The organism is Nodularia spumigena CCY9414, assembly GCF_000340565.2.
GTDB classification, from domain to species: domain Bacteria; phylum Cyanobacteriota; class Cyanobacteriia; order Cyanobacteriales; family Nostocaceae; genus Nodularia; species Nodularia spumigena.
Window position 1 is genome coordinate 1,313,085 of the sequence record NZ_CP007203.1, and the last position, 12,361, is coordinate 1,325,445.

At 42.3% G+C, this 12,361-nt stretch carries 8 protein-coding genes; 3 read left to right on the forward strand and 5 right to left on the reverse strand.

Annotation, left to right across the window (positions count from 1 at the left end):
- Nucleotides 1–461 precede the first annotated feature (461 nt).
- The 5 genes from NSP_RS05775 to NSP_RS05800 all read right to left on the reverse strand — a co-directional run bounded on the left by NSP_RS05775 (nucleotide 462) and on the right by NSP_RS05800 (nucleotide 8,477).
- Nucleotides 462–884, reverse strand: coding sequence for a hypothetical protein (locus NSP_RS05775; protein ID WP_006196825.1), 423 nt, complete (start codon nucleotides 882–884; stop codon nucleotides 462–464).
- Between the two features lie 1,141 nt (nucleotides 885–2,025).
- Nucleotides 2,026–2,472: a carboxypeptidase-like regulatory domain-containing protein gene (locus NSP_RS05780; RefSeq protein ID WP_006196826.1), complete on the reverse strand. Its 447-nt coding sequence runs from the start codon at nucleotides 2,470–2,472 to the stop codon at nucleotides 2,026–2,028.
- A gap of 181 nt (nucleotides 2,473–2,653) precedes the next feature.
- The gene (locus tag NSP_RS05785) at nucleotides 2,654–4,771 is read right to left on the reverse strand and encodes an alkaline phosphatase (protein ID WP_017803887.1); all 2,118 of its coding nucleotides are present in this window, start codon (nucleotides 4,769–4,771) and stop codon (nucleotides 2,654–2,656) included.
- A gap of 121 nt (nucleotides 4,772–4,892) precedes the next feature.
- Entirely contained in the window at nucleotides 4,893–5,873 is a 981-nt protein-coding gene (locus tag NSP_RS05790) for a cation diffusion facilitator family transporter (protein ID WP_006196828.1), read from the reverse strand.
- Nucleotides 5,874–6,245: 372 nt separating this feature from the next.
- A complete protein-coding gene (locus NSP_RS05800; RefSeq protein ID WP_006196830.1) occupies nucleotides 6,246–8,477 on the reverse strand; it encodes a PhoX family protein in 2,232 nt (743 codons plus the stop codon).
- Nucleotides 8,478–8,942: 465 nt separating this feature from the next.
- Between NSP_RS05800 and NSP_RS05805 the strand changes: the two genes are divergently transcribed.
- From NSP_RS05805 to tsf, 3 genes are all read left to right on the forward strand, one after another.
- Nucleotides 8,943–9,917, forward strand: a complete 975-nt coding sequence (locus NSP_RS05805; protein WP_006196831.1) for a glycosyltransferase family 2 protein — start codon at nucleotides 8,943–8,945, stop codon at nucleotides 9,915–9,917.
- Nucleotides 9,918–10,300: 383 nt separating this feature from the next.
- Nucleotides 10,301–11,092: a 30S ribosomal protein S2 gene (rpsB, locus tag NSP_RS05810; RefSeq protein ID WP_006196832.1), complete on the forward strand. Its 792-nt coding sequence runs from the start codon at nucleotides 10,301–10,303 to the stop codon at nucleotides 11,090–11,092.
- 186 nt (nucleotides 11,093–11,278) lie between these two features.
- Nucleotides 11,279–12,223 carry a translation elongation factor Ts gene (tsf, locus tag NSP_RS05815; RefSeq protein WP_006196833.1) on the forward strand — a complete coding sequence of 315 codons (945 nt, stop codon included), beginning with the start codon at nucleotides 11,279–11,281 and terminating at the stop codon, nucleotides 12,221–12,223.
- Nucleotides 12,224–12,361: the final 138 nt, after the last annotated feature.

Here is a 12,361-nt window from a genome sequence, read left to right on the forward strand (position 1 = left end):
TACCTGGCAAAATCTGATTTTTGCGGTAATTCGATAAAATTAGACTATAATATTGAATGGGTAAAAATTCAAAATGGTGCTATTTTAGCAGTGATTTAATTCGCTGATATAATGAGCTAGAGACATAAGGTAATCATGTCTCTAACAGATAATCACAACAGATATAGGGTTGAAAGAATTTAAGAACACTATCAGTCTGACTCCTGATATTGATTCTTCTTAATTCTTGATATCCTATTTTTTTGTAGTTGTTAGGGATGCTATAGGACTCCTATTTGATTTCTGTTGGCGTAGTCTGCGCTTTGCGCTGACAACTCAAAAAGCTGTTTCCCACGGACTACTCCCTACAGACCACTCCCCACCTACGCAAGCTATCAAAAATCAAAGCGGATTACTATAGATAACTGACCTTAACACTACTTGGATAGAGTGTGAGTGAGAGCAACAAGACTAGAAATCAACTAAAACCCAGTTTCAATAGATCCGATGGGGGTTTCAGTGAAGGTAGCAATAGAGTTAGCTTGGTTATTTTCTAAAGCAGTGTCTGTACCACCTTCGATAGTGACGTTGTTGTAAACTTCTTCCTCAGAAAAATCACCCTCTGAGAAGGAATAAAATCCGTTATCGCTGAGTAGTTGGATGACACCAGCGCTTCCCAAGGCGGAAGCTGAGATTACACCAAAGTTAGCGGTAGCTACAGCAGCAGCATCATTTTTACCAACAGCGCCAGCAGCAACCATTTCAATTACCAACCCATCAGCGTCAAGTGTAGCTGCTACAGCGCCAGCAGCACCGCCTTCACCGGCAGAAGCTACAGCACCGAAGCCAAATACACTAGTGGAAACTGTAACTAAGGCGATCGCTACTTTTTTGTTGAATTTCATGGATTTTTATTCCTGTTATTGAAACTTCAATGTCCTGACTATCTACGCATCTTAACATCTGTGCTGTGGTCATTTTCACTATTTCATTTACTGTGAGCGCCAGTAATTTTTTCAACAGAATATGTTGATTTTAAGGTGTGCTTACTCTTTAGTATCTGAAGTAATAAAACATGATATTACAGCATGATTTAGGTTAACTTTAGGTTAAAAATGCAATACGTAAATTTTATCACAGATTTATATTACTTAAAAAGAATTACTTAGTCAAGTAGTTAAAATCAATTTTCTAGTTATTACTGATTTCAGCAATCTTTTAACTAAATTTAACCTGATCTTAAAACAAATACAAAGTAATTACTTATTGTTTTTGCCATTAAAAAGCCAACAGTTGCTATTAATATAAAAGCATTTGTTCAATGTCAGCATAAATAAACAGAGCATTCAAAATCAAAAGCCAAAAGTCAAAAACCTTGTTCCGTGCGCTTTTCATTCACTTGAGATGTAGGTCTATTTACGTTGTGCTGTACTGGTTTTATTTAATTAATTTAATGCTGAGAGCGAAATATCAAATTTCGGTTTTTAAACCCTCAAAATCAACTACTGCTATCTATAGCGGTTATCTAATAGGACTTACGCACACTCTACATTTTCTTGGCGTTCTACAGCCCTTGCGGGCATCGCTGCGCGCGGGCGGCTTGGAATCAAGATTTTTGGCAATTATTGCGTAAGTCCTGTCTAATTAGAGAAAGTACTTTTAAATGCCTCAATTTATTGGCAGAGATAGAGAATATATTTATTAGTTTGTTATAGACCAATATGATATCAAAGCATATCCTAATACCTTAACCCTTCATACTAATGATTTAAATTAAGTTAAGATTAACAAAAATTAAAGGTTAAGTTTTTATTTATTGCTACTACCAATAATAATTTTAATCAACCCGCCCCTACTGGCTTTATACTCAGCACTTTGTAATACCATAAAATAGGGTGCATTAATTAAAACGCACCCTCATATTTCAAATTAATTCAATTAATTTCAGTTTGTGCGATCGCTACCCTCTAATTACATTCCCCAACGGCTTGTAAACAGGGGAACAGCAGCTTACAGGCGGGTAGAAGTCGTGGATATTTAGGTTCTTTAGTAATCGATTTCCTTGAGGTTGTGTTCCTCATCCATTGCCACATCTAAGAATGTACCGGTTTTGCCATGAACCTCAGTTCTAAAGCTGTACTCTTTTTTGTCGTAAGGCAACTTCACCTTGAGGAGATAGTCAGCCTCTGGTAAGTTCTTGAACCAGAAGTTACCATGTTCATCAGTACGAGTACTTTGGGGTGGCAAGGTATTGATGGTAACTTTGGCATTTTCTACCAAATCTTCTGCTGGGAGACCGTTCCAGCGATGAGTATCAGCGAGTTGACCGTAAATTATGCTGTCGCCTTGGGGTGGGTTCCACAAACCCATAGCAGGTTGCTGAATGGCGATCGCGGCGATCGCAGTAGCCATGACTAACAAGCCACTCACGAATCGTCGCAGTTGTTTGGCGCGGAAGCTCCAAAAATTCGGCTGAAGTTTCATTTTCAACATATCTTACACCTACTAGTGAATAATTACTAATTCGTCATGCTCCCTTTGGGAGAGCTACGCTCTAAGCGCAGCTATGCCGCAGGCTTTACGTAATTCGTAGTTAAGTTATATGTAATCAGTGGGAGTTGGAACTCGCCACTGATTGCAATTGATGAATTAACGATTACGAATCTTTTTGAGATTAGCGAAATGGACGCACTGGACGCACTGGAGGTTCAGGACGAACTGGACGCTGTGGACGTTGGGGATCTGGTCTGGTTTCGGTCAACAACTGAGATAAGGCGTTGCGATCGCGTACACCAGAAATCGCGGCCGCCATGCGTTGGAATACTTGAATGTTATCAATCGTACCGTTGAATAAGGTGCTACCTGGCCCTTCAGCTGCGATCGCTACGTCATCAGCAGTGTGGTTAGCAACTGTAGTCGCACGTTGCAAGTCAGCAGTTAACAGCAGTCCTTCTGGATCACGGGCTGGATTGACTTGAGTCCCATCACCACCTACAGCTGGCGCTCGGTTAATGTCATCAGTTAAAAAGTCAGTACGGAAGACTGGGCGAGCCGAAACACCGATGGCTAATTTTCTAGAAGGAGTTGCATCATCGGGGAAACCATTACGATCAGCATCAACGTAATTGGTAAAGCCAGCACCACCGAAGGAACGCATAGCATCTCTGAGATCAATTCGACCTTCACGGATACCAACGCTGTCTACAGTACCACCAATGGTTTGACCTTGGGCATGGTCAGAGGTGACGATTAACAGAGTGTTACCTGAGCGTTGAGCATATTCGCGTCCGCCTTTAACTGCTTTATCAAGTGCCAAGACTTCATATATTGTCCGGTCAGTATCCAGAGGATGAGCTAACTTGTCACTTTGAGAAGATTCTACCAGTAAGATCCAACCTTCAGGATGCAGTTGATCTAAAACTGCGATCGCCTTTTGGTGCATTTCTGCCAATGTGGGAATGCTGGCAAATTCTGAAGGAATAGGAGGATTAAGTTCATTAGCTCCGCGTCCTTCAATTTTGGCTAAACCTCTAGAGATTAATAGGTCTAGTTCTGAAGGAATATTTGAAGCTCCTAAAGCTGAACCTTCACGGAAGTCTCCTAAAAATAGGCCTAACATCGGACGGTTGTTAGGAGCGCTGTTTAACTCGTTTAAGTTTTTAACAATGCTGTAGCCTAGTTCTGATGCGACTTCAGTTAAATCTTTGCCATCAGGACGAGATGCAGTGTCTTTAAATTCATCCCTCCGGCTTTGGGGTACATAGTTCCGTGCGCCAGGTCCTAAAATCACATCAACTGGTTGGGCTAATTTCTTCCAACCTTGGTAGCCAGTGGCGGGTAGAACATAGCCATCATCACTAAAAAAGTCGAAATAAGACTGTGCGATCGCGGGATTTTGACCACGGTTAACAATATTAGTCCCAAATGATCCCGGTGTTGCATCGGTAGTGAACGCAGTGGTAACTAAACCAATACCCCAGTTAAATTTCCGCTTCATGTACTGAGGTAGAGTTTCAACGCGAGGATTGTCGAAGGGATTACTCGGAGTGTTGTCTGGGACAGCGTTCATGGCGTTGTTAATGGTTTTAACGCCAGAAGCCCAAGCCGCAGCAGTGTTAGCAGAGTCAGGAATAATGCTATCCAATGAATGGGTAGACATTAAACCCAATTCTGGCATTTGCTCAATTTGCATATAGCCAGCAGGTTGACCATCTTTTACACCATATTCCATAATGCGGGCCGCAGTCCGCAGGGGAACCCCCATACCATCACCGACGTAGAAAATAATCCGACTGAGGTCGCCGGAGCGTTGGAAACGCTGTACTTTGTAGGTATTGCGAGCAAAAACGCTTCTACCACCAATGTTGACTGTGGCTTCTACGGTGTAAGTACCAGGATTTTCAAATGAATAGTTCCGCAGTGTTTGACCAAATAGTCCTGCATTGGTTGGCTTACCAATTTCCAGTTCACCACCGGGTAGTTGCAACTGTTCGTTAATACCTTCTCTAAAAGTATTGGTAAAGTCTACTCCATTGATTCTCAGAGAAGTTAAGGTAGGTTCCTGACCAGATTCGGCAGGGAATGTGCTTTCTACCCGTAAATCAAAACGTTGGTCTACCAAGAGAGTGGAATTATTGGTAGGCCAAATTCTCACTTCGTCTTGCAGATTATTAAAGGGTTGGGCGTAAGCTGGAACTGTTGTTCCTAACCAGCAAGATAGCACCAATACCAGTACCATTCCTGCTGCTTGCAATCGAGTCCTAACAGACCCGAATCCGGAAATATCTTTCATCGATTAAAAGACCTCATAGTAGGTAGTAACCAATTGATAAATTGGTGATCATATGCTTTGACTGGTTAAAAAACAGGGTAAGCATCATGTTTAACATCGAATTTAAAGGGAAAATTTATATTTAATTAGATTTATTAGCCGCTAACATCAGTGATAAATCTTGGTTAAACAACGGATGTAGGGGAAGTTTTGCCGACTTTGGTGGGCTAGTTAATTGCAAAGTTGTTTCCGCAATTTTAAAATTTTCTTGGAGGTGAATTTGCAATTTATTGATGAGGCGATCGCGCTCTTGATTTGTGGCACATTCTACAATTACGTTGGCACACAGCATGACTTTATTACTGCTAATTGTCCAAATATGTAGTTTTTCTACTTGCACAACGCCGGCAAAAGATTTGATTAATTTTTCCACTTCCACAGGGTCAATAGATTTAGGTGCATATTCCAAAAAAATCTTGATGCTTTCTTGGACTAAAGGCAATGCACTCACACCCGTGAAAGTTGCCACTACCAAACTAATCGCCACATCAGCCCACCACCAATCCCACAAATGAATCATCACAGCCGCAATAATTACTCCCACAGAACTAGCAGTATCAGCGATAATATGTAACAACGCTCCCTGCAAATTCAAATCATTATGAGAGTGGGGATGTAACAAGCTGATATTAAGCAAATTGACAATTAAACCCATGACGGCAACTACCAACATTGGTAAGCCTAAAATCACCCCTGGGTGTTGCCAGCGTTGAATTGCCTCCCAAGTTATAAAAGTAGCGATCGCTAGCAAACTTAAGCCATTTAACAAAGCAGCTAAAACTTCAACGCGTTGATTTCCAAATGTTGCCTTACCTTTGGCTGGTTGCTGTGCTAAATAAGTAGAAAATAAAGATATTACCAAAGCGGCAATATCAGAAAACATATGTCCAGCATCAGCCTGTAAAGATAAACTTTGACTCCACAAACCCACAGTCCATTCAACCACAAAAAAACAAGTAAGTAAGCCTGCTGCTAACCATAAAATCTTGGTTTTTTGCTGACTTTGCAGTATTATTTCTGGATCATCTGTACAGTCACATTCACACCATTGAAGTGAAAACATTCTCCAAAACCTTATTAGTATCAGCCTAAAGTTGCTCACTAGCAGAATATTTCCATAGAGGATGGAAATACTGCGGTTAAAAGCTTATCTTTAATACAGCGATGGGTAAAATATGCTATCCCACACTTTTTGATCAACTGACCCACAAATTTTTCCGTAAATACTTGATTCTCAATATCAGAATGCTTGAACAGCAGTACACATACAATAATATGATAAAACCCCTCTTTGTTAATTTAAGAAAAGGTAAAATTAAGAATAAGATATCGAAAAAAGTGAAAGAATAAAAGAAAAAAGATCCCCGACTTCTTCAATAAGTCGGGGATCTGAAATCCAAAGTTATTAGTTTTTAACTAATACAGCATCAAAGATTTATTCACCAATAATGCCACCGTCATCACGGGTAATGACCACAGTTGCCGAACGGGGGCGACCTTGGGGGCCATAACCTTGGCTGTGTGGCCAGTTACTTCTGCTGGTGGGATTAGCAACACTTCCGCGAGAACCTGGATGCTGAATGTTGATGAACATGGTTTTGTGATCAGGTGTAGTAATCACACCAGTTACTTCACAGTCTGTGGGGCTGCTGAGGAAAAGTTTAATTTCTCTAGGATCATTAGGGTTGGCACAAACCATCGAGTTACTGCCAATGTTTCTTAAAGTACCTGTACCAGTACCTGATTGGTCAGTTTGAATCCAGAGACGACCGTAGTAGTCGAACCAAAGACCATCTGGTGCAACGAAGTCGTGGTCGCCATTGATGTTGCCTTTACGATTCGGGTCGTTGTCTTGTCTGTCGCCACACAAAACATAAATATCCCAACTGAAGGTGGTAGATGCAACGCTGCGTCCCGTTTCACGCCAACGAATGATGTGACCGTAAATGTTGCTTTCTCTGGGGTTAGCAGCATCAACTGGAGGACGTGAACTACCTCCAGGGGTTGTACCATCTGGGTTATTAACGGAGGACGGAGTTGTTCCGCGACGAGAGTTGTTGGTCAACGCACAGTAAACTTCAACTTCATTGAATCCACCAATGCGGGGACGTTCAGCAATCCACTCTGGGCGGTCCATCATGGTTGCGCCAACTCTATCGGCAGCTTGTCTGGTTTTAATCAGAACTTCAGCTTGGCTATTAAATCCGTTAGCTGGAGTTAGTCCGCCCTGACCGTAGACTAAAGGAAGCCAATTGCCAGTACCATCATCGTTGAATTTAGCAACGTACAGCGTACCGTGGTCAAGCAGGTCACGGTTGGCACTACGAACATTGGGATTATATTGTCTAGAGCAAACGAACTTATAGATATACTCGTTTACGTTGTCGTCACCTGTATAGTAAGCCAGACGGTTGTTATCATCGACAACATATTGAGCGCTCTCGTGTCTGATGCGACCTAGAGAAGTACGCTTGACTGGTTTGCTGTTGGGATCATAAGGGTCAATTTCGACCATCCAACCAAACAAATGAGGTTCTAGGGGATTGTCAAAAGCATCAAAGCGTGGATCAACCACAGGCCAGCGATAACCGGATGATGTGGGGATACCGTAGCGTCTTTGTCCATTGACGATATCAGCCTTTTTCCCTTCCAGACCTAGATTTGCCAGGACATCGTTATTTACATCGTCAGCTTGGTCGTTACTAAATGTCCGGTTGGCAAAATAACCTTGGAAGTTTTCTTCAGCAGTCAGGTAAGTACCCCAAGGTGTTATGCCGTGGGCGCAATTGTTTAACGTACCATAAGCTGTGTAGCCATCGTTGATACCAATTTCAAATGATCCATTAGGTTGAATGGAGAATTTCTTGGATTTCATCAACGCATCACCCGCAGCTGGCCCAGAAACTCGCATCTCTGTGTTACCAGTGATCCGGCGACCATAACGAGAATTGCGGTCAACACTCCAGCTCTTACCAGATCTGTCTATTGAAAATAATCCGCTCCACCCGAATTTGGATATCTCTACAACAGATACACCATGAGCAGCTTGAGTTTTCCTGGCTTTCTCAATTGTCATTTCGGCATCACTTGTGTTCCCAGTGGGATGAAGGAAGATTTCTTGGGTATATTCGTGGTTAACGCACAGCAGCCCCCGATTGTTATATGCGCGTCCTTCTACAGGTACTGGCAAACCTTTTGTCCGGTTGAGATAGCCGCTTCCTGGTAAAGGGAAGAAGTGCATCCCATCAGTATTCATCCCAAATTGCTTTTCTTGTGCCGCCGCATCCTGAGAAGCATCTGGTAACCAGTCTGGCGCACCAGGCATAATCGGATCACCCCAAGCAACTAAGACTCTGGCTGTGTAACCTTTGGGAACGGTGACAAGATCCTTCTCTAATAGTCCTGTTGCTTCGTTGAGCAGATTTGGCTGAATGCTCTCGAAACCAATACCACCAAAACCAAGTCCGGCTGGAACTGGTGCTGCTTCTACAGTTTGGAGAAAACCACTGATGGCAATATCACTAAACACAGTTGCCGCAGTAGCTGCCGCCGTTGTCGTGATGAAACGTCTGCGCTTCATGCTGACGCGTCCAATCACGTCAAGGATTGACTCGTTACCGGATGGGTTAATAGTTACGTTATTTTTGGGGTGAAGATGACCTTTCATTGTGTGTTCTCCATTTTTAAGTTCAGAAAGTTGCTATTCAATTAATTTCTTTATTGCAACAGGACTTACGCAAAATTATGAAAAAACGAACCACGAAGGACACAAAGGACACGAAGTCAAGAGGGTTTCAGAGAGTTCTTGCGTAAGTCCTATGCAAGTGGAATCTGGTAAACAAAAAATCTACATATTGAGAGAAAAATCTGAGATATGCCTGGAAAATCGGGGTCTCTTTTTTTCCCGCAATAAACAATAAAATTGCTTTTGTACTGCTGATGTCTACAACATTGATGCAGTTGCTTTCAATTTAGGTAATCAGCATTAACATCAGGTTATGTATTGTTTAATTTGAATTTATAAACAAGCTTTTTTTGCCAAAAATATTGTGTTTTAGATAACATTCACCTGTTTTCTCAGGAATGATAGAGAAAGGAACAGTGTTCAGTACTCTGCTGTCCTATCCTGGAGATGTGTAATACTGTTGTGGGTGAGACTGTGTTTTTTAGCGTTGTTATACCGACTTATAATCGCCAGCCGATTTTAGAAAAGTGCCTCCGCGCGTTGGAGGTGCAGGAATTGAGTCGATCAAGTTCCGTAACTGATTACGAAATTGTCTTGGTAGATGATGGTTCTACTGATGGCACATTAGAATGGTTAGCAGCACACAAAGCAGAATTTCCCCATGTGCGTTGTTTTGAGCAAGACCACGCCGGGCCGGCTGCGGCTCGTAATTTGGGGGTGGAAAAGGCACTGGGAGACACAATTATCTTTATTGATAGTGATTTGGTGGTGCTGAAGAACTTTCTGCAAGCTCATGCAGATGCGCTGGTGCAGGGAGGGGAAAAATTAGGGAGCGATCGCTTTTTTACTTACGGTGCAGTAATTAATACTTGTAATTTCGCGCAACCCACCGCCGAACCCTATAAAATTACGGATTTTTCCGCAGCTTTCTTTGCCACGGGTAACGTAGCCATTCCCAAACATTGGTTAGAGAAAGCTGGACTTTTTGATAATAGCTTTCAACTCTATGGTTGGGAAGATTTAGAATTAGGTGTCAGACTCAAAAAACTGGGACTACAACTGATTAAATGTCCAGCAGCAGTTGGCTATCACTGGCATCCACCATTTAATTTAGAGCAAATTCCCCGTTTGATTGACCAAGAAATTCAACGCGGACGCATGGGAGTTTTATTTTATCAAAAGCATTCCACTTGGGAAGTGCGAATGATGATTCAAATGACTTGGTTTCATCGTTTACTTTGGGGCATTCTCTCACTCAATGGCACACTGAACGAGCGAACAATGGCTCCCTTTTTGCGATGGCTAATTAAGTTAGGTAAACCCCAGTTAGCGTTAGAAGTTGCCCGAATTTTTCTCAACTGGTACAACGTCAAGGGAGTTTATGCAGCTTATGCGGAAGCTAATAAATATCAACAAACTTAAGATTTCATCAAATATAGGCAGCTAAAGCAGTCAAATCATCGAATGCCTGTTCAGAGTCGGTATCAAGAATGTTGTAGTTTAGAAGCGCATTGAGTCTATCTTGCTCATTTTGCGGTATTGGTGAGTGTTGCATTGATGGTAATTAATACTTATATATTTTTTAGGATATATCAGTATATATACGATGAAATATCATGATGTTAGTTGCTAACTGGAAAAAAATTTAAAAAACTTAAAGTTAAAACAATAGTTTAGTTATGATAGCCAATTGGTTGTGATATAGTAGGAGGGTTGTCTAATCTCGCACATCCAGTAATTCGGGTGTTTCCTGATGGGGAAATACAACTGGGTGGAGGTTTAACCCGAATAGGAGTTCAAAAAATATGCCAGTAGTTTCATTGGCTCAAATGATGGAGTCAGGGGTACATTTCGGGCATCAAACCCGACGTTGGAACCCAAAAATGTCTCCGTACATTTATACTTCCCGCAATGGCGTACACATCATCGACTTGGTGCAGACTGCTCAGTTGATGGATAATGCGTATAACTATATGCGATCGCAGTCGGAGCAAGGGAAAAAATTCCTCTTCGTTGGTACTAAGCGCCAAGCAGCCGGAATTATTGCCCAAGAAGCGGCTCGTTGTGGCTCTCACTACATTAACCAACGTTGGTTGGGTGGAATGCTCACCAACTGGGCAACCATCAAAACCAGAGCCGACCGTCTCAAAGATTTGGAACGCCGCGAAGAAAACGGCGCACTAGATTTATTACCCAAAAAAGAAGCTTCAATGTTGCGTCGAGAGATGACGAAGCTGCAAAAATACCTGGGTGGTATTAAGAATATGCGGAAAGTCCCCGATGTAGTGGTGATTGTAGACCAACGGCGCGAATATAATGCAGTTCAAGAATGCCAAAAACTGGGATTGCCAATTGTGTCTATGCTAGATACAAACTGTGATCCAGATGTAGTAGATATCCCCATTCCAGCTAACGATGATGCGATCAGATCAATTAAGTTGATCGTGGGCAAATTGGCGGATGCGATTTATGAAGGTCGTGGCGGTACCCTCGAAGGTGAAGACGATTACGAAGACTATGATGGTTCTGAGTATGACGACGACTACGACGAAAGCGAATACGCCCAAGGGTCTAGTGATGAGTCTTCTGATGAATAAGCGAAAGCATAAGCAGAATAAGTAGCGGAACAATTGAGTATGGAGACTAAAAACAGCTCACGCTTCATACTAAATTATTCACAGTTCATACTTCATCGCTTTTTCTTCACCAGCCCTGAGTAAGATAGAAATACTCAACACCCGTGAGCGATAACAACTCAAGGTCAAGTTAGGAATTGAGGCAACATGGCGGAAATATCTGCAAAACTCGTCCAAGAGCTACGCCAAAAAACTGGTGCAGGCATGATGGACTGCAAAAAAGCGCTGAAAGAAAATGACGGCGACATCGAAAAAGCTATAGAATGGCTACGACAAAAGGGGATTGCTTCGGCAGGTAAAAAAAGCGATCGCATTGCGGCAGAAGGTCTAGTAGACACCTACATTCAACCGGGTGGTCGAGTGGGTGTGCTAATAGAAGTTAACTGCCAAACCGATTTTGTTGCCCGTAACGAAGCTTTTAAAGCTCTAGTTAAGAATCTAGCCCAGCAAGCCACTACGGCTGATAGTGTTGAGTCTTTGTTGGCTCAACCCTATATTGAAGAAACAAGCGTAACTGTAGACCAGTTCATCAAGCAAACCATTGCCCAGCTTGGTGAAAATATTCAGGTGCGTCGCTTTATCAACTTTGCCCTCCCAGAAGGCCAACAAGGTGTTGTAGACAGCTACATTCACACTGGTGGTCGCGTTGGTGTTTTGGTGGAACTTAACGCCCAAACTGAGACAGCTGCTCAGAATGAAGAGTTTCAAACTCTGGCTAAGAATGCAGCGATGCAAGTTGCAGCTTGTCCCAATGTGGAGTATGTCAGCGTAGACGAAATTCCAGCCGAGTTTGCCCAAAAAGAAACCGAAATTGAAATGGGTCGGGATGATTTGGGTAACAAACCACAGAATATAAAAGAAAAAATTGTTCAGGGACGGATTGAAAAACGCCTCAAAGAATTAACTTTGTTGGATCAGCCTTTCATCCGTGATCAAAGCATTTCTGTGGAAGACTTGGTAAAACAAGTTAAAACCAAAGTCGGCGAAGATATCAAAGTTAATCGCTTTGTGCGCTATATCCTGGGTGAAGGCATTGAGAAGCAAGAAATTAGTTTTGCTGAAGAAGTTGCTGCACAAATGGGTAGTAAGTAACTTTAGTTAGAAGTTAGGAGTTGCCTGTGTAACTCATCACTTGTATAATCGCAGGTCAGTCATAATTAACTGGCCTGTGTTTTATTAATTAGGAGTGCGGAACCTCACCCCCAAGCCCTCTGGTTACTAAGGAGAGGG

Excerpts from the sequence above, each read along its gene's own strand:
- NSP_RS05800 (WP_006196830.1), bottom strand. The coding sequence starts at position 8,477 with ATGAAAGGTCATCTTCACCCCAAAAATAACGTAACTATTAACCCATCC.
- NSP_RS05775 (WP_006196825.1), bottom strand. The coding sequence starts at position 884 with ATGAAATTCAACAAAAAAGTAGCGATCGCCTTAGTTACAGTTTCCACT.
- NSP_RS05780 (WP_006196826.1), bottom strand. The coding sequence starts at position 2,472 with ATGTTGAAAATGAAACTTCAGCCGAATTTTTGGAGCTTCCGCGCCAAA.
- NSP_RS05785 (WP_017803887.1), bottom strand. The coding sequence starts at position 4,771 with ATGAAAGATATTTCCGGATTCGGGTCTGTTAGGACTCGATTGCAAGCA.
- NSP_RS05805 (WP_006196831.1), top strand. The coding sequence starts at position 8,943 with ATGTGTAATACTGTTGTGGGTGAGACTGTGTTTTTTAGCGTTGTTATA.
- rpsB (WP_006196832.1), top strand. The coding sequence starts at position 10,301 with ATGCCAGTAGTTTCATTGGCTCAAATGATGGAGTCAGGGGTACATTTC.
- tsf (WP_006196833.1), top strand. The coding sequence starts at position 11,279 with ATGGCGGAAATATCTGCAAAACTCGTCCAAGAGCTACGCCAAAAAACT.
- NSP_RS05790 (WP_006196828.1), bottom strand. The coding sequence starts at position 5,873 with ATGTTTTCACTTCAATGGTGTGAATGTGACTGTACAGATGATCCAGAA.